The organism is Nocardia sp. NPDC050175 (assembly GCF_044459885.1).
In the GTDB taxonomy this organism is placed as follows: Bacteria; Actinomycetota; Actinomycetes; order Mycobacteriales; family Mycobacteriaceae; genus Nocardia.
In genome coordinates this window covers 609,045-629,676 of record NZ_JBITJI010000001.1, presented here as the reverse complement: position 1 = coordinate 629,676, position 20,632 = coordinate 609,045, and the positions used below count along the sequence as shown (strand labels likewise).

General features: G+C 66.1%; 23 protein-coding genes. 10 read left to right on the top strand and 13 right to left on the bottom strand.

Annotated features, from left to right (window positions below):
- Positions 1-5 precede the first annotated feature (5 nt).
- A complete protein-coding gene (locus tag ACIBK2_RS02835; protein ID WP_396962934.1) occupies positions 6-908 on the bottom strand; it encodes a class I SAM-dependent methyltransferase in 903 nt (300 codons plus the stop codon).
- A 200-nt stretch (positions 909-1,108) separates the two neighbouring features.
- Here ACIBK2_RS02835 and ACIBK2_RS02830 point away from each other — a divergent pair, with 200 nt between their 5' ends.
- Positions 1,109-1,300, top strand: coding sequence for a hypothetical protein (locus ACIBK2_RS02830; RefSeq protein WP_396962932.1), 192 nt, complete (start codon positions 1,109-1,111; stop codon positions 1,298-1,300).
- A gap of 37 nt (positions 1,301-1,337) precedes the next feature.
- Here ACIBK2_RS02830 and ACIBK2_RS02825 read toward each other — a convergent pair whose 3' ends face one another.
- From ACIBK2_RS02825 to ACIBK2_RS02800, 6 genes are all read right to left on the bottom strand, one after another.
- Complete coding sequence (locus ACIBK2_RS02825; RefSeq protein ID WP_396962930.1) at positions 1,338-2,096, bottom strand: DUF2306 domain-containing protein; 759 nt, start codon at positions 2,094-2,096, stop codon at positions 1,338-1,340.
- A gap of 100 nt (positions 2,097-2,196) precedes the next feature.
- Positions 2,197-3,066, bottom strand: coding sequence for an STM4011 family radical SAM protein (locus ACIBK2_RS02820; protein WP_396962928.1), 870 nt, complete (start codon positions 3,064-3,066; stop codon positions 2,197-2,199).
- 3 nt (positions 3,067-3,069) lie between these two features.
- Positions 3,070-4,410, bottom strand: coding sequence for an STM4012 family radical SAM protein (locus ACIBK2_RS02815; RefSeq protein ID WP_396962926.1), 1,341 nt, complete (start codon positions 4,408-4,410; stop codon positions 3,070-3,072).
- Positions 4,407-5,213, bottom strand: coding sequence for an STM4013/SEN3800 family hydrolase (locus tag ACIBK2_RS02810; RefSeq protein WP_396962924.1), 807 nt, complete (start codon positions 5,211-5,213; stop codon positions 4,407-4,409). The genes ACIBK2_RS02815 and ACIBK2_RS02810 overlap by 4 nt, the downstream gene beginning before the upstream one ends.
- Before the next feature lies 1 nt (position 5,214).
- A complete protein-coding gene (locus ACIBK2_RS02805; protein WP_396962922.1) occupies positions 5,215-6,333 on the bottom strand; it encodes an STM4014 family protein in 1,119 nt (372 codons plus the stop codon).
- A gap of 10 nt (positions 6,334-6,343) precedes the next feature.
- Positions 6,344-7,303: an STM4015 family protein gene (locus ACIBK2_RS02800; protein WP_396962920.1), complete on the bottom strand. Its 960-nt coding sequence runs from the start codon at positions 7,301-7,303 to the stop codon at positions 6,344-6,346.
- 152 nt (positions 7,304-7,455) lie between these two features.
- On the opposite strand from ACIBK2_RS02800, the gene ACIBK2_RS02795 reads away from it, so the two are divergent.
- The 3 genes from ACIBK2_RS02795 to ACIBK2_RS02785 all read left to right on the top strand — a co-directional run bounded on the left by ACIBK2_RS02795 (position 7,456) and on the right by ACIBK2_RS02785 (position 9,514).
- The gene (locus ACIBK2_RS02795; RefSeq protein WP_396962918.1) at positions 7,456-7,782 is read left to right on the top strand and encodes a hypothetical protein; all 327 of its coding nucleotides are present in this window, start codon (positions 7,456-7,458) and stop codon (positions 7,780-7,782) included.
- A gap of 45 nt (positions 7,783-7,827) precedes the next feature.
- Entirely contained in the window at positions 7,828-8,838 is a 1,011-nt protein-coding gene (locus ACIBK2_RS02790; protein ID WP_396962916.1) for a DUF6745 domain-containing protein, read from the top strand.
- Positions 8,839-9,145: 307 nt separating this feature from the next.
- Complete coding sequence (locus tag ACIBK2_RS02785; RefSeq protein WP_396962914.1) at positions 9,146-9,514, top strand: hypothetical protein; 369 nt, start codon at positions 9,146-9,148, stop codon at positions 9,512-9,514.
- Between the two features lie 24 nt (positions 9,515-9,538).
- Here ACIBK2_RS02785 and ACIBK2_RS02780 read toward each other — a convergent pair whose 3' ends face one another.
- Positions 9,539-10,738, bottom strand: coding sequence for an FAD-dependent oxidoreductase (locus ACIBK2_RS02780; protein WP_396962912.1), 1,200 nt, complete (start codon positions 10,736-10,738; stop codon positions 9,539-9,541).
- Positions 10,739-10,893: 155 nt separating this feature from the next.
- On the opposite strand from ACIBK2_RS02780, the gene ACIBK2_RS02775 reads away from it, so the two are divergent.
- Together ACIBK2_RS02775 and ACIBK2_RS02770 are read left to right on the top strand one after the other, a co-directional pair.
- Positions 10,894-11,499 (top strand): TetR/AcrR family transcriptional regulator, encoded by a 606-nt coding sequence (locus ACIBK2_RS02775; protein WP_396962910.1) that lies wholly within the window; start codon positions 10,894-10,896, stop codon positions 11,497-11,499.
- 106 nt (positions 11,500-11,605) lie between these two features.
- Positions 11,606-11,890 (top strand): hypothetical protein, encoded by a 285-nt coding sequence (locus ACIBK2_RS02770; protein ID WP_396962908.1) that lies wholly within the window; start codon positions 11,606-11,608, stop codon positions 11,888-11,890.
- A gap of 184 nt (positions 11,891-12,074) precedes the next feature.
- Here the strand turns inward: ACIBK2_RS02770 and ACIBK2_RS02765 are convergent, their stop codons facing one another.
- From ACIBK2_RS02765 to ACIBK2_RS02755, 3 genes are all read right to left on the bottom strand, one after another.
- A complete protein-coding gene (locus ACIBK2_RS02765) occupies positions 12,075-13,277 on the bottom strand; it encodes a glycoside hydrolase family 76 protein (RefSeq protein ID WP_396962906.1) in 1,203 nt (400 codons plus the stop codon).
- A 215-nt stretch (positions 13,278-13,492) separates the two neighbouring features.
- Positions 13,493-14,056, bottom strand: a complete 564-nt coding sequence (locus ACIBK2_RS02760; RefSeq protein WP_396962904.1) for a dihydrofolate reductase family protein — start codon at positions 14,054-14,056, stop codon at positions 13,493-13,495.
- Positions 14,057-14,684: 628 nt separating this feature from the next.
- Positions 14,685-15,047, bottom strand: a complete 363-nt coding sequence (locus tag ACIBK2_RS02755) for a hypothetical protein (RefSeq protein ID WP_396962902.1) — start codon at positions 15,045-15,047, stop codon at positions 14,685-14,687.
- Positions 15,048-15,312: 265 nt separating this feature from the next.
- Between ACIBK2_RS02755 and ACIBK2_RS02750 the strand changes: the two genes are divergently transcribed.
- Both ACIBK2_RS02750 and ACIBK2_RS02745 read left to right on the top strand, forming a co-directional pair.
- The gene (locus ACIBK2_RS02750; protein ID WP_396962900.1) at positions 15,313-16,050 is read left to right on the top strand and encodes an alpha/beta hydrolase; all 738 of its coding nucleotides are present in this window, start codon (positions 15,313-15,315) and stop codon (positions 16,048-16,050) included.
- A 542-nt stretch (positions 16,051-16,592) separates the two neighbouring features.
- A complete protein-coding gene (locus ACIBK2_RS02745) occupies positions 16,593-17,417 on the top strand; it encodes a HEAT repeat domain-containing protein (protein WP_396962898.1) in 825 nt (274 codons plus the stop codon).
- Between the two features lie 34 nt (positions 17,418-17,451).
- Here the strand turns inward: ACIBK2_RS02745 and ACIBK2_RS02740 are convergent, their stop codons facing one another.
- The gene (locus tag ACIBK2_RS02740; protein ID WP_396962896.1) at positions 17,452-18,759 is read right to left on the bottom strand and encodes a hypothetical protein; all 1,308 of its coding nucleotides are present in this window, start codon (positions 18,757-18,759) and stop codon (positions 17,452-17,454) included.
- Between the two features lie 108 nt (positions 18,760-18,867).
- Between ACIBK2_RS02740 and ACIBK2_RS02735 the strand changes: the two genes are divergently transcribed.
- On the top strand, positions 18,868-19,188 hold the full coding sequence (locus ACIBK2_RS02735; RefSeq protein WP_396964011.1) for a hypothetical protein: 321 nt from the start codon (positions 18,868-18,870) through the stop codon (positions 19,186-19,188).
- A gap of 29 nt (positions 19,189-19,217) precedes the next feature.
- Positions 19,218-19,496 carry a hypothetical protein gene (locus tag ACIBK2_RS02730; protein WP_396962894.1) on the top strand — a complete coding sequence of 93 codons (279 nt, stop codon included), beginning with the start codon at positions 19,218-19,220 and terminating at the stop codon, positions 19,494-19,496.
- Between the two features lie 389 nt (positions 19,497-19,885).
- Here ACIBK2_RS02730 and ACIBK2_RS02725 read toward each other — a convergent pair whose 3' ends face one another.
- Positions 19,886-20,623: a hypothetical protein gene (locus ACIBK2_RS02725; protein ID WP_396962892.1), complete on the bottom strand. Its 738-nt coding sequence runs from the start codon at positions 20,621-20,623 to the stop codon at positions 19,886-19,888.
- Between the last annotated feature and the right edge of the window lie 9 nt (positions 20,624-20,632).

The following is a 20,632-nucleotide window of genomic DNA, read 5'->3' as shown; positions in this document are numbered from 1 at the left end:
CCAAGTCACGGAGTTGTGCGCGGTTTGGTGACCGTCACCCAGCGCGAGCTGTGGAACATCGGCGCGAGCGGTTCCGGAATCGGCGGCAGTTCGCGGTGGTAGCGGGCGGCCAGTGCCGGCACCTTCTCCGGTTTCGCCGACCAGTCGCGGGCGGCGAACCAGTCCTCCGGCTCGATGCGGTGATCGGTGTAGAACAGCTCGCTCAGATCGATCTCGGCCATCGGTGAGTTCTGGGTGTTGTCGCCCTGGTGCTCGGTTACTTGATCCAGATTCTGATAGTCGCCGATCCAGTCGAAGGCCAGATGGCTTCCGGGCGCGGACATCTCGGTGATCTGCTCGAACAGGCCCTCCTGCGCCGCGCCGGGCAGGTACGGCAGCAGGCCCTCCGCGAGCCACGCCGTCGGCGCGGACGCGTCGAACCCCGCGTCGAGCAGTTCGGCGGGCCAGTCGGCGCGCAGATCCGCCGCGACCTCGCGTCGATCCGCCGACGGCTGCGCGCCGTTGTCGATGAGTACCCGGCGCTTGAATTCGAGCACCTCGGGCTGATCGAGTTCGAACACGACGGTGCCGGTGGGCCACGGCAGCCGATAGGCGCGCGCGTCCAAGCCCGCGGCCAGAATCACCGCCTGGCGTACTCCGTCGGCGGCCGCGGCGAGGAAATGGTCGTCGTAGAACTTGGTGCGCAGGCCGATCATGCCCGAGCCGAGCAGCCAATCATCCTGTGCCGCTGGGCCTTCGAGCATGGCGATCATTCGCTCGTGACCGGAGGCTCGGACGAAGAGCGCGGCGTACTCGTCGCGCACCAGCGGGTCGGATTTGGCGGTCTCCATGGCTCGGGCGGCGGCGATGCCTAGTGCGGTGGCACCGACGCTGCTCACGATGTCCCAGGAGTCTCCCTCAGCACGCACGGCATTCCTCCGATAAGCAGCTATGGCACAGCACAATACGAACGGTCGGCACGACCTTAGGTCCGCTGACCAAACTACGCCCATCTGGAATCAACCAGGTGTGCCCGCAACCTGTTTCGCGCGTGGGAGGGCTCGGACGCGCGTAACGCAGTGGCGTCAGACGCGATTCAGCTGGTATCGGCCGGCGATAGGGGTACGCGATGAGCAACGCGCAGCTGAGGCTCATGATGGGTCTGTCGATAGGAGTGGCGATCGGCATCATCGCGCTGCTGGCTGTCATCGGGGCCATCCAGGATGCATACCAGGCGAAACCCGGGCCAGGGCTCTGCTTTCCAGTGGTCACGCTGCCGCAGCCGCCGGACCAAGGGCCATTCTGCCGGTACCGGCCGTAGCCATCCGCAGCGCCGATCGACCCTCTCGATCTGGACTTCACGCTTCGCCCACTTTCGCGACGCCTTGCAGGACTACCTTCCGGCGGACTTCACCTGAGTGAGCCTCTGGGCGATCGTGCTGCCGCCGCTCCCGGCGGGCCAATGGCGCCAGCGTGCGCTGGATGATGAAGTATTCCGCGACAAGGACATTGCCAAGGAGGGAGGCCCATGCGCTCGCGGTATAGATGTCTCGGTACTCCAGTGACGGGATGAACTTCGCCACTTCCGTACCGGCAAGCAGGTATAGACGCAGCGTGACCGCCGCGAAGGTCAACGCGTAGTTGCGGATCATCCAGATGCGGTGCAACTGCACTTCACGGCGGCGGATCGTTCGATAACCCTTCGCGGCCGTGTACAACCATGCCACCACCAGCATGTAAAACGCGACCTGCAACGGGAAACCGCTCGGCGTCACCGCGGCGGCGTACGACGCGGCGGCCGAGGCGGCTACGACCGAGACCATGTACACCCGGCCAGCTATCCGGTGTAACCGAGGGAAACGAATTCGCAACTGCGGCACGAACTGCCACGGCCCGATGATCAACGCCAGACCGGCCGGCACTGCGTGCACCACCAGGCTCGCGTAGTACCCCACGATGCCCCGGTCGATCGGCACGGTCGAACTGCCGAACAGGTACGGCGTCACGAAGAAGGCTGCGATACCGATCGCCAGCGCGGTCAGCAGACCCCACAAGAACCACCACCAGCGCCGACGAACTGCCTGTGACATGACTGCGGACATACGAAGAACTCCCATGCTGCGATCCTCTGACGTAACGCATGTAAGGCTACGACTGTAAGCCGATCTGAGGCAAGAGGTAACAGCTGTAAGTTTTGCAACGTAATGAGAACGAGCCTCAGGCGCGGATCGCGAGGTCGGTGGTGGCTCGGGTGGGGATGCGTTCGAGGACGCCGCCTGCGAAGACGTCGTAGAGCGGCAGTGTTTCCAGGTGCACGTAGCCGATGTGGCAGTCGCAGACGGCGAGTGGACAGGCGCGTGGCGTCAGTGCGCTGCGGTATGAGTTGTCGTAGAGGTTTCCCAAGGTGTCTCGCACGAAATGACAGCGGCGGACGGTGCCGTCGCCGTCGACGGAAATGACCGACGAACCGGTTCGGCACGCCCGTCCGGCGGAGTTGTGCGGGTGACGGCTGAAGGGGAACAGTGGGTCGAGCGCGGTCCAGTGCTCGGCTTGGTCATCGGTGTAGGTGTGGCCCTCGGCGGCGTTCACCCAGAGGTAGATGTGGCCGGGGAGATCGGCCCGCAGCCGTTGCGCGTGCTCCAAATGCTCAGGCATGCCGACTATTCCGACGCTGAAGCGGAGGTCGGAACTGGCGAGCCGTTCGGTCTTGTCGAGAAAGCGTTGGTACGGAGTCTGTCCTGGGTGGTAGGTGCACCAGAGGGCGATGGTGTCGGGGTCGGCGTCGGACAGCCAGTCGGTGCGGCAGCTGAGGTTGGTCTGGATGGCGACGCGGTCGATATGCGGCGCGTGCGATAGCTCGACCAGTGCTCGCCGATACCAGGAACGCACCAGTCCTTCGCCCCACGGCGTGAAGAGGATGGAGAGCCGGTCATCGGTCTGCTGGTGCGCCCAGGTGGTGAATCGTTCGAGGGCCGCACGATCGGCCCGCAATTGCTCGGTGCTGTCCCGGCGTTTGGCGAACGGGCAGTACGGGCAGTCGTAGTCGCAGGATGCGAGTGGACCGCGGTAGAGAATCGTCAGGTCCACGGGTCACCGCAGTTCGTAGGCGGCCATCGCCGCTTGCACTGTGGGAGAGAAGAATTCGGGGCCGATCGCGTCGGAGTAGGCGAGACCGGCATCGGTGAGTCGCAGTCGGTCGGGTTCGGTGTCGGAAAGCCAGCCGCGGTCGCCGAGCACCTGCAACTCGGCGGGGAAATCTTGCCACGGGTCGTTGCCGAACTGCCGTCGATAGTCCGCGATGGTGAAGCCGTCCGCTTGCAACAGGGACTGGAGCAGATACCTGCGCTTCGCCTCGTCTCGATCGATCGCTCGACCATGTATCGCGCTGCTGAAATCGGTTGTGGCGGTGTAGGTATCGATGATGGTGCGCACCTCCCGCATGGAGACCGCGTAGTCGAAGGAGTAGTGCAGTCCAGAGGTGTACGAGCGTGCGCCGCACCCGAGTCCGATCATGCCGTCGGTCTGGCAGGCGTAATCGTCGGGTCCCTGCGGCGGGGCGTCGGTGCGACGGAACATGCGCATGGAGACCTGCTGGTAGCCGTGCGCGAGCAGATGATCACGGCCCTCGGCGTACCGGCGCAACCGCTGTTCGTCCCAATCCAGGTCGGCGACAGCGGGATCGGCATGTCGGCCGAGCCCGGTCAGCGGGCGCACGTAGAGCGGATAGAGGTAGATCTCCTCGGGTCGCCAGGCCAGCGCCGCGTCGAGGGATAGTCGCCAACTCGATTCGGTCTGTCCGTCGATGCCGTAGATGAGGTCGATATTGAGGACCGGGATGTCGGTGTCGCGGATGCGCCCGAGTGCCGCCTCGACCTCCGAGCGCCGCTGGGGTCGCACGGCGGCGCGAGCCTCTTCGTCGACGAAACTCTGTACGCCGATGCTCAACCGGGTGGTCCCGCGCTCGGCGAGTACGGCGAGTCGATCGGCGGTGGCGGTGCTGGGCGAAGTCTCGACCGACAGGGGAATGGACCGCAGATCGGCGCCCATGAGCACCTCGGCGATATCGCACAGCCGCGACAACTCGGCGGCCTCGAGATAGGTCGGTGTGCCGCCGCCGAACGCGGCAGTCGCGAAATGTACGGGTTCTCGGTCACCGAGTGCCGCTCGCACGGCCTGGGCTTGCCGGGTGAGGGCATCGAGGTAACGGCCGGTTAGTCCGTCCGGCGCGCCGACGCGGGTGAACAGATTGCAGAAGCCGCAACGCACTTCGCAGAACGGGATGTGCAGATACAGCGAAAGTGCTTGTCGCGGTTGACCTGCCCACAGATCCGCGAGGGCAGGCTGCGGCATCAGCGGCCGGTACGCCGTCTTATGTGGGTACGCGTACACGTAGTTCTGGTAGGGCCGGGGTAGCGCGACGGTGTCGATCATGCGGAGGACTCCAAGAAGAAATGGCCGTAGGGGACGGTCCAAACGGATTCGTGGCCCAGCCGATGGCCGGTGTAGCCGCCGTCGCCGTAGGCGGTGCCGTGGTCGGAACAGACGATCGCGAAACAGCGCCGCCGGGAACGCATCGCGTCGAACAGGCGGCCCACCTGTTCGTCGATGTATTGCAGTGCGGCAGCGTGCGTTTCGCGACTGTCGCCGGTTTCGCGGGTGGCTCCTGGCAGGTAGAACCAGTTGGGTTGATGGAGCGCGGAGGCGTTGAGGAACAGGAAGAGTCGCTGCTCGGCGGGGAGGTCTGCGACCACTTTCTCGGCGCGGGCCACCTGAGCTTCGAACGAATTCGGCGATGCCACGGAAAAGTCCGGCTCCCAATGACTTTCCGCGAACAGCCCGGGCAACACGTTGCCGAGCGCGCCCTGTTTGTTGAAGAACCCCACGCCGCCGATACACACCGTGTGATAGCCGCGGTCCGCGAGCGCGGTCACGAGATCGGGGGAGTCGAAGACGAAAGTGCCGTCCGTAGTCGTTTCACTGCCTGCGAATTGTGCGGCGAACAGCCGAGGGTGCGGACCAGGTGCCGCGGGCGTCGGCAGGAACCCGGCGAACATCGCCTGATGGGAGGCGAAGGTGAAATTGCCCGGGGCGTGTCGCTGTTCCCACTTCCCGTCGGGCAGGTGAGCGGACAGGGTGGGCAGTTTGCCTGCGGCCGCGAGCTCGACCGCAACGTCGTAGCGGAGCGTATCGAGGGTGAGTAGCAGCAGGTCATCGCGGCCGACAACCTCGTTCATATCAGGCCGGTGCATAGCTCACCTCCGGTGAATTCAATTGCGGAGCAATAAAATAGGGCGCTGCGCGCAGCTGTGCGGTGTAGGTGTCGATGCCCGCGGCGGGACCTTCCGGTAGTCCGGTGAGGCGCGGAAGGAGGTCGCCGAACGCGTTGACCTCGCCGATCGTGAAGCGACGCCAGCCGATCGAGGGCAGCAAATCGACACCGACACAGAGGGTGCCAGGGAAGCACGCCGCGGCCCGTTCGCAGACCGCCAACGCCTCGTCCCAGCGATTGCCCGCCGCCGCGCGAACGGCGTCGAGGTCGCCGCGGGAACCGCCCAGATGCAGGTTGGTCATCGGTGCCCGGCTCGTGCGGACCACGGCGTGGGTGGCGCGGCCCGCGATGACGAGCACCCGCAGATCGGCGGTTCGGCCGCCCAGCGACGCCTTCGGCACCCACTTTTCGATGTGCAACCCGTCAGGTGCGAGTCGGTCGACAATCGCGGCGATCTCGGATTCGCTGGTGTAGCAACGGATCTTGAGGGAGTTATGTAGTAGGCCGTCGGTCGCGACCTCCACCGATGTGGTCGCCTGCCATCGGCCCGTGCCGTTCGATTCGATCGCCAGCACGCCTGATGCGGAGGATCCGTGCGCGAGTTTCACGAACACCCGGCGCATGCCCGCGTCCCGCATGCGGTCCCGCACGTCGGCCCAGCCCGCTGCCGGCGTTGCGGCACCCGAGGTAGGGGACGGTGGCACCGGCACCGCCGCGGCGTCGAGGCGGGCATGGCACAGCCGCTTGTCGAACAACACGGCCAGTTCGGCCGGATCGTCGAGCCGGATGCCGCCGCGCAGGGACCCGACCGCGTCGAGGAACCGCGCGTACCACCGTGCCGAACCTTCCACGCGGGTCGGATCTTTCACGTCGCGCAGCAGTTCGTCCACCGCCGGGTGCTCGCCGGGAGAATCGAGTCGAACGATCTCGTCCTCGGCGAAGTCGTGCCCGCCGTCGCGCAGTACGTCATGCCATTCGACGACCCGCGGCGCGGGCATACCGGCCGACCGCGCGGCGTCGATGAACAGCCCGACCCGGCGATTCTCGCCGTTGCCGACGACGACCCAGCGCGGCGGCGGTCTCATCGACCTCGATTCATTCACTGACGGCGACGTAGCGCCAGACGGAGCCGTCGTCCTCGTCCTCCTGTTCCTCGGCGTCCTCGGGATCCAGATTCAGCCGCACCCCGGCGGGTTCGAGTGCCTCGGTCAGCCGAGTACGCATCTCCGCAGAGAGGTAATTGTGGTGCAGGTCAAGGAAAGTCAGATGGCTGAGGGGTTGTCCGGTGAGCAGGGCGGCCGCGCCATCGTCGGTGAGCACACCCATGGAAACGTCGAGGATCTCCAGACGAGCCACCACCGGCGCTGAGGCCAGCGCGGCGCAGATCTCGTCCTGGATCTCGCTGTTGCGCAAGGCCAGATACTTCAGGCTCGGCAGCCTGGTCCCGGCAAGGAAGGGGGCGAGATCGGTGGCGTCGGCATCACCGCCGTATTCCGCGACGCCGAGCCACAGGTCGAGATGGGTCAGCGCGGGCAGGTCGCTCGCGGCGATCCCGCGTACCGCCTCGGCGCCCAAACCACCGGTTTCCACGGTCAGCTTTCGCAGGCACTCGTGGCGTATCGCCGGGAACTCCAGTTCTTCGCCGCCGCGCACACCGAGTTCCGTCAACTCAGGGAAGGCTTCGAGCAGCACCGTCGGTGTCCCCTGATGGATCCAGGAGATCTCGCACTCGTCGGAGGACATATCGCCGACGAACAAGGCGCGCAGCGCGGGCAGCCGATCCTTGGCCGCGATTATCGCGTCGAACAAGTCATCTGGCCTTTTGCTGTAATCATCGCCCCAGCAACCGATGATCAGCGCCTGCACCTGAGTGCTGTCGACAGCGTCGAGGAACTCGTCGAAGGCCGCTACCCAGGGATCGTTCTCATCGAAGACAGAGATGCGCCAGGCGACCGAGTCCGGCGCGGGCAGCTTGTCCGCGCTGTCCGTATCGTCGGTCGGAAAGTCGAACGCGGGCAAGCCGCCGAACTCTTCCAGGTGTTCCCCAACGGTCATGCGTCGCCGCACCTTTCGCCCTGTGTCGATAGTGATCAGCTGCTTTCTACCAAGCCCCACCGACAAGCCGGGAACCGGGCACGGTTTGTCGGTGCCCGCCGCTACGGTCTTCGGCATGGCACCGATTTCGGGCCGTGGTGGGAGGAGAAAACATGTATCGGCAAGGCGACGTTCTGATCGTTCCGCTGGCGGACAGCGCGGTGCCCGAAACGGCCGTGCACGCCGCGTCGGAACCCCGCGACGCCCGCGGACGATTGGTCCTCGCGCTCGGCGAAGTCACCGGCCACGCACACGCGATCCCGAGTCCCGGCAGGTTGATTCGCGAGGCGAGCGCGTTCGGGCCGATGCTGCTGCACCTACCCGAGGGCGGGCGCGTCGTCCACGAGGAACATGCGGCCATCACGTTGCCGAAGGGGTGGTATCGGGTGGTGCGCCAACGGGAGTACGTGCCGGGTTCGGTACGGATCGTCGCCGACTGACAGCCGGTCTCAGAAACCTCGAACGAATACAGGAAGAGCGAAGACGTGACGGAACACAATGTGTGGCGGTCGATTTCGGCGACGACCGGTGCCGGCGATCGGCCGGCGGCGGAGGCCGGGGTGCGTTCGGCCTACCGACTGGCGGGCCTGCGTGAGCCCGCGCGAATCGTGTGGGCTGGTTCGCCGTTGGCAGCGGTGCGGATGCTGTCGGACGGGGAGCTGGGGGAGCGCGGCGCCAGTGTGCGCGAAGCACTGCGCAGCGCGCCGTGGGCGGCCGAACGTGCCCGTCTGCACACCGAATTGGGGTCGAAAGCCTTCAATGAACATTGGCAGACCACCGGCGCGGACCTATGGGAGCTGACCAGGACCATCGTCGACCGAATCCGCGACGGCGTCATCGATGCCGCGGCAAGCGAGCGCAAGGAACGCACCCGCGTCCAGTTGTTGCTGCTGGATGCGGTACTCGGCCAACACGATGCCGCATGGCTGTGCGCCTTCGACACCGGCGCGGACTCGCCACTCGGTGGATTGGCCGCGGTCGCACAGGAAGCAGGCTGGTGGTGGCCCTACGAGAACATCGCCCTGATCAGCGAACGCCCCACCGAACTGCACCGCGACGAAGCGGGCCGCCTGGACCGCGGTGACGGCCCCGCGCTGGCCTACGCCGACGGATTCGAACTACACGCATGGCGCGGCATGTCCGTCAGCGCCGAATTCCTCGACAGCCTGCGGTCATTGACGCCCGAGCGGATCCGCGAGGAAGAGAATGCCGAACTCCGGCGCATCATGCTCGAGTACTACGGCTACGACCGCTATCTCGACGAATCGGGCGCGCGGCCGATACATCGCGACGAGACCGGGGTGCTGTGGCGGATCGAGCTCGTCGGAGATGAGGATGTGGTGATGGTCGAGGTCGTCAATTCCACTCCGGAACCCGACGGCACCCACCGCACCTACTGGCTACGAGTACCGCCGGCGACGCGCACCGCTCGCGAAGGAGTGGCATGGACGTTCGGAATCGAGGCGGAGGTTTACGAGCCGGTTAAGCAGACCTGAATACTCGTCACTGTGACGGATATTTGCGCGTAGGTCGAATCCCGAAGACCCGGCTCCGGTGCGAAGTGGGGACGGGGGTATGGAACGAGTGTGGCGGTACTAGGGGAGAATGCGAATGTGCGTGATGTGAGCAGGACGAAGTTCGGAGATCAGCTCGGGGTACCGACGGTCGTGGCGTCGGCGGGTGCCATGGCACTCGTCGGCTGGTAGCTCGATGTCGGAGCGGGAAAATCCGGGATCTTTGCCCGGGCCAGGGGAAAACAGATTCGATGCGGTGGAACGTTTGCGCAGGAAGCTGGAAGGTTTGATGGCGACCGAGACCGGTCGGGCCGAGGCGGGCGACGGCGCGTCGAAACTCATTCGGCTGCCGCACCGCCCGCGGCGTATGACGGAGGACGCCAGCGAGCGTCCGCGCAAGACGTGGCGTTCCGAGGGCGGCTCCCACTTCGACCCGGCACCGACCAGACCCGTGACACGATCGGAACTGCAGGGTGAGACGGGAGCCTGGCCGGTCGACCCCGCCCGCGCACCGGAGCATGATCCGAGCGGAGCCGAGCAAGACGCGAGCGTCATCGACCTCGCCGCATTGCGCCGGAAACGAGCCAGTGACGACGCCCCGGCCGCTGGCATCCGGCGCATGGGCAAGCCCCGCAGAATCCGACCCGACACCCCATAGTTCTGAATTCTGGGGGATCGGTTGCTATGCGTTTTCGGTTTGCCTGCGCCGATATTCGGCAGCCCTGGCCTCGTAGTTCTTGTGCTCCTGCGCTTGGTCTGGGGGAAGGTGTGGTGCGTCGGGGGATGTGGTGGCGAAGAACTTGGTGAGCGCGGTGTTCGAGCCCACGGCGATTTCGGCGGATCGTGCGAACATCGTTGTCTCGTAGCGTGCGATCGCGTCATCCAGGGTGTTCTCTTTTTTGATGGCGTGTGCGAGTTCCGCGCCATCGAGTAGCGCGAGGTTGGTGCCGTGGCCGCCGAACGGGGCCATCAGGTGGGCCGCGTCGCCGATCAGGGTGACACCGGGGGTGTGGTTCCAGGTGAGCGGGGCGGGTAGGGCCCAGAAGCTGCGCTGTATGTAGTCGCTGTCGTTGTCGGTGATCAGCGGGCGCATGATCGGGGCCCATTCGCTGAATTCGCGCAAGAGGTAGGCCCGGACGGCCGCGCGGTCGGTGATGTCCACGCCTGCCGTGACATACCAGTCGAGTTCGGCGCGGAAGGCCACGTAGCCGCGGACCACGCCGTTGCTGTTGCGCTGGACGATCACCGCGCGGCCTGCGCCGTCGGTGGAGAACATGTGGCCGTCGCCGACGATCGCGGCGATCTCGGGGTGTTTGGTGTCGACGTCGTCGAATCGGGCGTCGAGAAAGCAGACGCCGAGGTACTCCGGCACCGCGTCGGTGAGCAACCGGCGAATCGGCGACCATGCGCCGTCGGCGCCGATGACGAGGTCGACTTCCGTGCTGGCGCCGTTGGCGAATTCCAGTCGGTGCGTGCCGTTTTCGGCAGGGGTCGCCTGCAGGAGTTTGTGTCCCCAGTGGACCGTGCCGGGTTGCAGATGTTCGTAGAGCATGGTCCGCAGTTGGCCGCGGTCGATCTCGGGAGCCGCCTCGTCGCCCTCGTCGGGAGTGAACGCGGCCAGGACGGTGCCGTGCTGGTCTCGGCGGGTTTTGGCCTGGCCCTCGACCCGGGCCAACGCCCGGAAGGCGTCCATCAGCCCGGCGTCTTCCAAGGCGATCTGGCCTGCGTCGGCGTGCAGGTCGAGTGTCCCGCCCGGGTCGCGGGAGTCCACGGCGGCGTCGGCGTCGTACACCGTCGGCTGGATGCCATGTCCCTGCAGGATGCGTGCGCACATCAAACCGGCGGGGCCGCCGCCGATGATGGCGATTCTGGGTGTGGTCATGCGAGTGGAACCTTTCCGAACGTGTTGCGGCGGTGTGGTTGTCGCCGCTGAGTGCAGGCCCGGGTGGCCCGCCTCGTCCAGGATAGGTTGATCGGTTCTAAAAGTGCAACCGTTCTACATTTATATTTGTTCTACCCAGGAGGTAAGGTGAGCTCATGACCGAGCCCGGACGCCGCGAGCGCAAGAAGGCCGCCAACCGCCAAGCCATTGCGGACGCGGCAGTGAAGCTGTTCCTGGAGCGCGGCTACGACGCGGTCGGCGTGCGGGAGATCGCGGACGCCGCCGACGTCTCGGTGGCCACGCTGTTCAAGCACTTTCCCGACGGGAAGGAAGCACTGGTCTTCGACCAGGACGAGGACCGCGAGGCAGCCCTCGTCGCCGCCGTCCGCGAGCGTCCCGCCGGGCATTCCATTCCGCAGGCGCTGCGCCAACTGCTGCACGATGAGCGTTCCCGGCAGGTCCGCACCGACCCTCGCTTCGCCGACTTCCTGCACCTGATCGACTCCACTCCGGCGCTGCGCGAGCACGCTCGCCGCATGTGGCTGCGCCACGAAAACGCCGTGGCCGCAGCGATTGTCGCCGAGACCGGACTGCCCGAGAGCGACCCCGTCGCCCAGGCGCTGGCCCACTTCGCCCTCGAAGCTGTCACCCTTGTGCACGGACAAGACGACCCGGAGTCCGCACTCGACGGAATCTTCCGCCTGCTCGACGCCGGATGGGCGGCCACGGTGCGGGAATCAACACGGCGCGATCACACCTGACCTGCGGGTTGTCAGCCTGTCGGAACGGCTGAACGAGGTTTGCTCGGTACCCTAGGCCCCGCACGCGGTACCCGGTGCTCCCGATTCCACGCGAGAGGATCTCACTGTGAGGCTTGGGTTTTTCGGCAGCGTTTCGGCTGCCGTCGGTGTTCTGCTCGTTGCTCCGGCCATAGTTGCCGCGCCCGCGGCGACGGCGGCTGTCGTGACCGTCACGCACCTACAGTCCCCGAAGAAGAACGGCGACTCCGGCTGGTACGGCCACGACCATCCCGGCGCGAAGGCTCCCGATGATCCCACGGCAAACGAGTGGAACTGTGACCGAAAAGGCAAGTGGCACAACGACCCGGACGACTTCTCCGGACATTCGGACAGCCGCTGCAAGAAGTGGTGACCAGGTAACCGGGTCGGCGGGGCCCGGAGTGGACCCCGCAACCAGTTGTGGTGTGCCGGAACCGCGTTTGTCATGCGTCGAGGGCTGCGGTGATCTTGCGGGCCATCGCCGCCGCGGCGGGCTCGAATCGCCCTTGCGGGGCCGGGCTGGCGACAGCTCGAGAATTCTTGCAGCCGTTGAATTCTCAGAGGCCCGCGGCAGTGAGCTGGTGATCCGCTTCGAGCAGGATCCACCCGCTCAACTGCACTGAGAGATCGTGGCTCAGGTTCGTCGACGCCGCGGCCGGGCGGGTGAGCTGGGTGAGGGTTCCCGGCAGCTGCGGGACGGTGACCGGACGAGTCCAGTCCGGGCCGAACAGTGGTAGCCCGTCCACCTCGGCGCGGTTCTCCCAGGCCGCCCGGGCGGAGGCGTGCACGATGTGCGCGGCGGTGGTGTCGCCCAGGGCCAGTGCGGCTTCCGCGAGGTATCTGGCGAGGATGCCCATGAACAGCCCGGAGTCGTCCCCGGAGGCCGCGGCGATCACCCCGGCCTTCGTGAGTCCCTTGCCGGTCGCGGCAATGAGGTCAGTCGCGCGCTTGCGATGGTCCGATTCGCCTGTGCGCAAGGCTAATTCGGTTTCCAGACCGATGGCGACGCCCTGGCAGTAGGTGTGCACGGTCCGCTCTACCCGTCCGCCGGGCTCGTGGACGCCGTCGAGGATCAGGCCGCTGCCGGTGTCGCGCAATCGGGTGTGCATGAAATCGGCAAGTTCGGTGGCGCGGGACAGTTCACCCAACCGCGCCATCGCGATACCGGTCGGGCCGATCGCGGGGGTGTTGTAGTACTCGTCGCCCGCGCGCCAGGGCACCGCGCCGACGGACGGGTTCCAGCCGTCGATCAGGTCGGCCTTCAGTTCGCCGACCGCGCCGCCGAATCGGATACCGAGCAGCCGGTCGGCGCGTTCGAGGGCCAGCACCAGCCAGGCCATATCGTCGTAGTACCGGTTGGTCCAGCCGGTGAGATTGCGGGTCCGGATACCGCGGGCGATGGCGGCGACCCGGCCGACCCGTTCGGGGGTGCGGGTGCGGTACGCGGCGTCCACCGCGCAGTCGAGCAGGTGGGCTTGCCACCACATGCACCATTTCACGAACGACCGGTCCACCAAGGACGCGGGCCAGAAGAGCATCCCGAGTCGCATCTGTGGTTGGCCCCAGAGCGTGCGCACGTGTCGCTGCACGATCGCCTGTTCCGCCAGGCTCGCCCGCTTGGCCGGCTCGTCGGGACCCGCGGCTATTTTCCGCGTGATCGTCATCGCTTCCGTCGGCTCGGCCAGCACGGTGAGTGCGATCGAGGCGCCACCCGCCACCAGCACACTGCGCCGGCTGATTCCCTTGCTCCGGCGATCCATCCGCTCGGACTCCCTTTATCGAACGATCCCGCAGCCGGAAATCATGCAGCTACATTCTATCTCGCAACGACCACCGCAGCGTGTCGACCGGCTGCGCCAGGAGCGGGCGCCGACCATCGGTTCAAGATCGGGAATACCGTTTCGCCGCTGGTCAGGCCGCCCCCGCGACCTCCATGGGCGGCGCGACGCCGGCCCATGGCGGTCGGACTTTCCGCTTATTTCTTGATCTCGTAGCGCAGAAGTACCAATCCGTTTTCGAACCCGGCGGCCTCGATGAGCGCCAGGTCGCGCCGATCCTCGAAGAGGCGTGTTCCCTTGCCGCGCGCCGCTGGGCTGACCAGCATCCGGACTTCATCGATGAGGCCAGCGTCGAACAGGAAGCGCATGAGGGTCAAGCTGCCCCACAGCCAGATGTCCTTGCCGCTGTGCTCCTTGAGTTCCCGGATGGTGGCGGCCGGGTCGCGCGTCACGGTCGCGGCGGGAAAGTCGCCCCAGGGGGCGTCCGTCAGCTTCGATGAGGCAACGAACTTGGTGAGGTTGTTGAGCTTCTCGCCGTACTCGCCCTGATCCTCGGCGTACGCCCAACCCGTGGACTGGGCGTAGGTATTCGCACCGAGGATCATCGTGTCGACCGAGTCGATGAGCCCCAGCACGCTCGCGTTGAACACAGGGTCGGTCGACTCGGAGAAGGACTCCCCGGACACGAAGCTGAGCCCGCCGTCCTCCTCCGCGGCAATGTTGTCGACGGTAACCCACTGCTGGACTACGAGCTTGCGCATGGCGTGATCCTCCTTCGTCGCGCGGCCCGTTGTGGCCGCTGTCCCCCTGGGACGGAGCTATCGCTGCGTTCTCGACATCCGGCAGCATCAGCCGCACTCACTCTCGGGATCTGCACTCGCAATAGGGCCCTAGAGCGAGTGCAGATCCCGAGAGAAAGTGCGGCTGGTAGCTAGCCTGGGTACTGCGGAGCGAAACACCATTGAATTGGGGGCAGCTGTGTGTGCAACGTGCCCACTTCGATTGCCGATTAATCCACCATGATCACTCGTAAACTTATGGCAGGCGGATTGCTTTGTGCTGCCGCACTTTTCATTGCGGCTCCGGCGGCTCAGGCGGGAACGGGCAGCTCAGGGTCCGGTTCGCTCATCAATGTCGGCTGCCTGCTGCAGTCCCTGTCCGCCCAATCTCCGACCGCCGACTGCCATCCCGTGCAGGTCCCGACCGCCGGAATCGACGACGCCCCCGCGCCCGCCGCGCGCTGAGTCGCTAGCACCGAACACCCTTCCAGGATTTGAATTTCAAGGTCGCCGCTGTCGCGCAACTGCAATCACAGGGTTCGATGGCGGCGATCGCAGTTCTCGCCAACTGCTCGGCAGCGAACGCCCGGTATTGCCTGCGCGAATCGGGTTACCAGTCGTCCGTCGTGGCACCTTCGAGCAGTTCGCTCACGTGAAAGTAGCCGACGTGGCGCGGGCCTTCGGTGACGACGACGGAACCCGCCCGGACCGCGTGGGCACCCGTGTTCGCGACGGCCAGCCACCCAGCACTGGCGGGTGAGCGCCACGCTGATCGGTCGTCGACTCGCAGGACGAACGAGGCCAGCCCGTCGTCCAGGCCGTGCGGAGGGACGAATGCTGTTGCGGCATAGTCCTGTTCGGTCGGAGTGGGTGGTGGTCCCGACGGCCGGCCGCCTTGATCGGCAGTAAGCCAAACGATAGTGCCGCGAAACGGCAGACTGCCCCGGAAACGCATGAGGACATCCTGCCGCATCGAGCGGACCTCTCGGTTCAACGAATACGACCGACTCATCCGATGAAAGAGAACAGCAGGCTCTGCGAAAGCGCCGCACCGGGCCCTCCGCGAAAACCTGTTGGCGGACAACGGCGATCACTGCTACTTTTCAGGGGCCGTGCGACAGAACGAGGAGGTGGTACCCGTGAACACAGTATTGACATGGGTGCTCCCCTCTGGGGTCACGGTCGGGCGATAGGTCGTCTGGGAGCGCCGTTAAACAGCATTCCCGAAAGGCACGACCATGCAATTCACTTCTGAAAAGCGCCTCGACAACGACAGCGTCCTCGAGCGCGAATTCACTCTCGGCGAGATCCCCGGCATCCTGTGGACGCCCGCATCCGCCGCCACACCGGCCCCGTTGATCTTGCTCGGCCCTCCTCCTCTCGGCCTGCGCAAGGTGTACCCGCGACTGTTCGCCCGAGCCCGGCACGCCGTGGCGGAGGGTTACGCCGCGGCAACCATCGAGCTCCCCTGGAGCGGTGATCGGCCTCGTTCGGCCGCCGCCGATCAGGCCCTCGCCGACCTGCATCGGGCGCTGGCGGCCGGCGGGCGGGTCGACGACGACATCGTCGACCGGCTCATCCTCCCGCTGGTCGACAAGGCGGTCCCGGAATGGCAGGCCATCCTGGACGCCCTGCTCGCGCTGCCGGAGATCGGCGGCCCGGTCGGGTATTCGGGCGGGGTGATCTCTATCGGCGTCCGGCTGGGCGTGGTCGAGCCGCGCATTTCCGCCGCCGTGCTGTTCGCGGGAAGTTTCGTGCCCCGCGCCATTATCGAGGAGGCCCGGCAGGTCACCATTCCGCTGCACGTCCTGCTGCAGTGGGACGACGAAGGAAACGACCGGCAGATGGCCCTGGACCTGTTCGACGCCTTCGGCTCCAAGGAGAAAACGCTGAACGCGAATATGGGCGGGCACACCGGCGTCCCGCAGCACGCAGGGGAGGAGGGGAACCGGTTCTTCACCCGGCACCTGAAGTAAGGCCGGCCGACAGCAGCCGATAGGAACTGTTGCCCAGGATGCCGTCATCGAGGAGAGGTCCCGGCCCTCCTCGATGGCGGTGTCCAGCCGCACAATCTATGAAGCGGTCCGGACCTTCTGAAGATCGTAGCGATCAAGGGCTTGTACCGCTCGGCCCACACGAGGTCCAAGTTGAGCATCGCCTCCGCGAGCGCGCCTTGCTGCTCGGCCGGCGAGAGCTTGTCGAAGGCAGGCCCGATGACGAGAACCGGCTGCCTTTTGCGGAACCGCGGTTGCACCCCATCCACATACCAGTCCGGTACGTCGCCCGACTCGACATGCGGAGTCAGCACACCGAATCGCGAGGCCAGTTCTGCGGTCTGCGTGCTGATTTGATCTGAATTCACCCGCACATGATTCTGTCAGGGGCACACGAACCGCCAACTCACCGAGGCAGCCACCTCGGCGTAACTCCCTTCGAATCGGTTCGCGTGTGGTCGGGACGGTGTTGACCACCCGGAACGTGGTCGGGGGAGGAGATTGTCGCCAGGTACCGTTGGGCGGTGAACCCAGCTGATGTGCGCCTCCTCAAAGATGGTGATCTCGAGACCCGCGAGGAGAATCTGCGGCTGCTGCTCGTGCGGGCCGCTGATGGCGACGCATCCGCCAAGGAAGCACTGTGCGCGCTCGTGCGCGACTATTCCGACTACCACCGGTCGCTGTACAGCCGGGCGTTGAACCGGGCGGCGGTCTTCGGCGACGACACGCTGCGGGCTCCGCTGCTCGCGTCGCTGGCCGACACTCGATACAACTGCCAGGCCTGGGCGGCGATGGGCTGCGCGGCGCTCGGCTTCCGCGACGCGGTTCCCGGTTTGGTCGCGATGCTGGACCACTCACAGCAGATGGCTCGCGAGCAAGCGGTGATCGCCCTGGGCACGCTCGGCGACGAATCGGTCGTCCCGGCGCTCACACCCGTGCTGCAGGATTCGATCGTCGGAATGCGCGAACGTGCCGCCGAGGCCCTCGGCCTGATCGGCGGCGATGCGGCCCTGGCCGCACTTTGGGACGAATTCGAGCACCGCCGGTACTACCGCATCGGCTATATCGCCAGTGCCCTGGCCACATTCGCCCCGGACATCATCCCGCGACTGTGCGCGGCGGCGGACAGCGACGACCCGGACCAGCGCTACTGGGCGGCTGTCGCGCTCGGTTCGACCGGCGACGATCGTGCCGTGCCGACGCTGGAACGGTTGATGGCCAATGACCGGGGCGCCACAGTCTTCGACGGCATGGTGAGCGTTGCCGCGAAGAAGGGCCTACGCACCCTACGACGAATCCAAGCCGCCATCGCCGCCCGCGAATCCGGAACTGGTTCCGCAGTAGGGTAATTGGTGGCGCGACCGGTGGTCATACTCGGGTCTCTCAGCGCCGCTGCATGATTCGATCTGTGGCGGCTCGCCGGTTGTCGTCTTCCTCGGTCGGGTCGTCGGCGATTCGACCGAGGCGTGCACGGATCGCGGGGACGGCTAGGTTCGCGTGCGTGATGCCGAGCTCTCGGGTCTCGGGTTCGCAGTCGTCGAGGCATTCGACCGCTCGCTCGTCGGCGAAGGCTGGTGCCAGACGGCTCAATGCTGTTGCGCATCGGATGCGCAGATACGAGTAGAGCGTGTTGTCGAAGATCTCGTCGATCGTCGCGCGGACGGCGGCATGGTTCAGGCGGCCGAGTGCGGAGACAAGGTCGCACTGGTCGTAGAGGTAGTTGTTGCCACGGGATACGGCTTCGGTGAGGAACTCGAACACTCTTGGGGCGTCGGATGTTTCGGCGAGATCGGCGAACTGTGACAGGGCGGTGCGTCCGACGGTGTCGTCTAATGTGGCGTAGGTTCGGGCCCAGGTCAGCGCCTGCGGTGAGCGGAGTTTGCGCAGGGCCTTGCGCACTGCGATCGGTATGACACGCGGGGTTGCGTTGTCCTGGAGCAGGTTCGGCGCGATACGGAGAAGCGTTGTCTCCCAATCGTCTTCGGTCAGCTCCGATATCGAAGTGACAAGGTTCGCCTCAGCTGCGGCTTGCAACACCCGTTCGCGGTTCGTCGCCTCTCGACCGGTGCGATCGAACACTTCGGCGGATTCTCGAATGTGCTTCGCCGCCACGACGACTCGCTCGATGCTGGCGCTTGCACGCCGCCAGGCCGGCCAAGGCGGCGCGGACAAATCGCGCAACTGCCCGAACGGAGCAAGGACGGACCCCAGCTGTTCGTCGTCGGCCACCTCCAGTACGTCGTTGAGGAGTCCCTCGGCCTCGGGATGCTCGGCGAACGGGATCAGACTGTCCAGCGCCTGATCGAGGTCGCGTCCCGACCGCAGATAGTGCCGCAATTCGGTGACAGCGCCATCGACACCACGCCGGGCAAGCCGTTCGAGAACGCCGGTGGCGAGCCAGGCGTCGGCGTCTCCCGTCGGATCCGCCGGTCCGTCATACGCCGCGCGCAACCGAGAAAGTTCGACCCCCACGTCGGCGACGAGCGTCGCGTACAGCCAACTACGTTGTTCGACTTGATGATCCCATCGAGGATCGTGAACGATGCACTCGACCACAAGGTTGCCCGCCACCACAGGCTCCGCCCGCGCCTCGCGGTAACAGGCTCCACGCCCGCGTTGCATCATGCCCAGCAACGTGCCCGGCTCCGCCCACAACTTTGGGACGTCCGTATCGTTCTCGAGTTCAGGCACGACGTGACCTTAGAGTTCCGAAACCCGAACTGCCACTGTGCTGTAGGCGCCGTAGGGGTTATCCTTGATCTCGTGCCACACCGTTAGGTTCCTCTCCGCCGCCTCTACCTGGTTACCCGTGCCGATCTGGCACCGGGGATACAGGTCGCACAGGCGGCGCACGCCGCATTCGACTTTGCCGTCGCCCATCCCGACGTGGTCACTGGCTGGCACGCTACCTCGAATGTGTTGGTGGTGCTCACCGCACCTGACGAACTGTCCCTCGGTTGGCTGTGCGCCGACGCCGCTGCGGCCGGCCATCGACTGGTCAGGGTCCACGAACCCGATCTCGACGGTGCTCTGACGGCCGCCGTGTTCGAGCCAGCCGCCCGTCGGCTGGTCGCCCACCTCCCTCTCGCCTTCGCTGAACGAGGGGAGGTGAGAACATGACTGATTCCATCGATACTTAGCTGAGCGACTTGCGTGCCCAACTCGTCGAACTCGCCGCCGAGCGGGACGCGCTGCGCGCCCAACTCGTCGGGGACCTGCCTACGGCCACCCGCTGGCTGCAGCGCAAGGTGTGGCGGCAGACCGCCGCGCTCGACGTGCTGAACCGCCGCGTCGTCACGCAACGGTTCGTGCTGCGGACGCTCGACGAGCTCGGGCGATCCCTGACGGCCGAGGAGTACCGAGCCGCCAGAGCCGCGACCGCGAACGCCGAGCTGCGGGACCGGATCGACGATCCGGACGCAGCCTGATCGGTCATCATGTGGGGTGGCCTGTGCCGGCCACCCCACCTCAGCCCCAGATGCTCGACGGCCGAGCAGCCGCCTCTAAAGCGGCCTGGAGCGGGTTCGACTCCCGCCTGGGGCACCCCTTGGCCAACTGCCAAGTCCTGGAACGCTTTTGCGCGGGCCGAGACCGGCGATCCGGTCTCGCAGCGGCTGCTCGACACCGTGGTACCTGCGCGCGGACTGGCCTGAAAACGATCACGGTCGCCGCACCCCTCAATCGAGAGGGGTGCGGCGACCGCGTGCACCCGAGAGGTCGGGTCGGCGCTATTCGCGTCTCTACCGGAGAGTGTTCTCCCGGCACCTACTCTGGGCGCCGAGGCGCTGGATCCACCGCACCTCGTCCTGCCATGCCGCTAGGACGCGACGGGGCAGGTGGTCGGGCCGTAGGTGAAGTTCCAGCCGGGGCCGGATTCCGCGGCATAGAGTCGGTGGGTGCCGGTCGTCGTGGGAGTCCACTGGACGCTGGCGGTGGTGCCGACACCATCCGCGACCGCGACCGGAGAGCCGATCGGGACGCTCGTCCCGTCGGGGCCGACGGCACTGAAGGCGATGGTGGTGTTCGGATTCAGTACTGCGGCGCTGACGGTATAGGTCGAATTCACTTGCGGAGTCGTGCTGGATATTGCCGGTTGGTTGGCCGGGTTCGACCCCGAGGAGTAGGTGCAGCCCGCTGGCGCGACGCCGCAGGTCGTGGGGCCATAGGTGAAGTTCCAGCCGGGGCCGGATTCCGCGGCATAGAGTCGGTGGGTGCCGGTCGTCGTGGGAGTCCACTGGACGCTGGCGGTGGTGCCGACACCATCCGCGACCACGACCGGAGAGCCGATCGGGACGCTCGTCCCGTCGGGACCGACGGCACTGAAGATGACCGTGGTGTTCGGATTCAGTACTGCGGCGCTGATCGTGTAGGTCGAATTCACTTGCGGAGTCGTGCTGGACACCGCGGGTTGGTTGGCCGGGTTCGACCCCGAAGAGTAGGTGCAGCCCGAGGACGATTGGTCGGCCTCGGCCGTCGCCATCGTTCCGCCCACCATCACCATCACCATCGCGACCGCCACCGCGGCCGCGATTCCATATCTGACGACCGCGTGCATCGGCCGTCG

What these genes read in the sequence shown, in the direction of transcription:
- ACIBK2_RS02830 (WP_396962932.1), top strand. Translation starts at nt 1,109, where the DNA reads ATGAGCAACGCGCAGCTGAGGCTCATGATGGGTCTGTCGATAGGAGTG.
- ACIBK2_RS02825 (WP_396962930.1), bottom strand. Translation starts at nt 2,096, where the DNA reads ATGGGAGTTCTTCGTATGTCCGCAGTCATGTCACAGGCAGTTCGTCGG.
- ACIBK2_RS02815 (WP_396962926.1), bottom strand. Translation starts at nt 4,410, where the DNA reads ATGATCGACACCGTCGCGCTACCCCGGCCCTACCAGAACTACGTGTAC.
- ACIBK2_RS02810 (WP_396962924.1), bottom strand. Translation starts at nt 5,213, where the DNA reads ATGAACGAGGTTGTCGGCCGCGATGACCTGCTGCTACTCACCCTCGAT.
- ACIBK2_RS02805 (WP_396962922.1), bottom strand. Translation starts at nt 6,333, where the DNA reads ATGAGACCGCCGCCGCGCTGGGTCGTCGTCGGCAACGGCGAGAATCGC.
- ACIBK2_RS02800 (WP_396962920.1), bottom strand. Translation starts at nt 7,303, where the DNA reads ATGACCGTTGGGGAACACCTGGAAGAGTTCGGCGGCTTGCCCGCGTTC.
- ACIBK2_RS02795 (WP_396962918.1), top strand. Translation starts at nt 7,456, where the DNA reads ATGTATCGGCAAGGCGACGTTCTGATCGTTCCGCTGGCGGACAGCGCG.
- ACIBK2_RS02785 (WP_396962914.1), top strand. Translation starts at nt 9,146, where the DNA reads ATGGCGACCGAGACCGGTCGGGCCGAGGCGGGCGACGGCGCGTCGAAA.
- ACIBK2_RS02780 (WP_396962912.1), bottom strand. Translation starts at nt 10,738, where the DNA reads ATGACCACACCCAGAATCGCCATCATCGGCGGCGGCCCCGCCGGTTTG.
- ACIBK2_RS02775 (WP_396962910.1), top strand. Translation starts at nt 10,894, where the DNA reads ATGACCGAGCCCGGACGCCGCGAGCGCAAGAAGGCCGCCAACCGCCAA.
- ACIBK2_RS02765 (WP_396962906.1), bottom strand. Translation starts at nt 13,277, where the DNA reads ATGGATCGCCGGAGCAAGGGAATCAGCCGGCGCAGTGTGCTGGTGGCG.
- ACIBK2_RS02760 (WP_396962904.1), bottom strand. Translation starts at nt 14,056, where the DNA reads ATGCGCAAGCTCGTAGTCCAGCAGTGGGTTACCGTCGACAACATTGCC.
- ACIBK2_RS02755 (WP_396962902.1), bottom strand. Translation starts at nt 15,047, where the DNA reads ATGCGGCAGGATGTCCTCATGCGTTTCCGGGGCAGTCTGCCGTTTCGC.
- ACIBK2_RS02750 (WP_396962900.1), top strand. Translation starts at nt 15,313, where the DNA reads ATGCAATTCACTTCTGAAAAGCGCCTCGACAACGACAGCGTCCTCGAG.
- ACIBK2_RS02725 (WP_396962892.1), bottom strand. Translation starts at nt 20,623, where the DNA reads ATGCACGCGGTCGTCAGATATGGAATCGCGGCCGCGGTGGCGGTCGCG.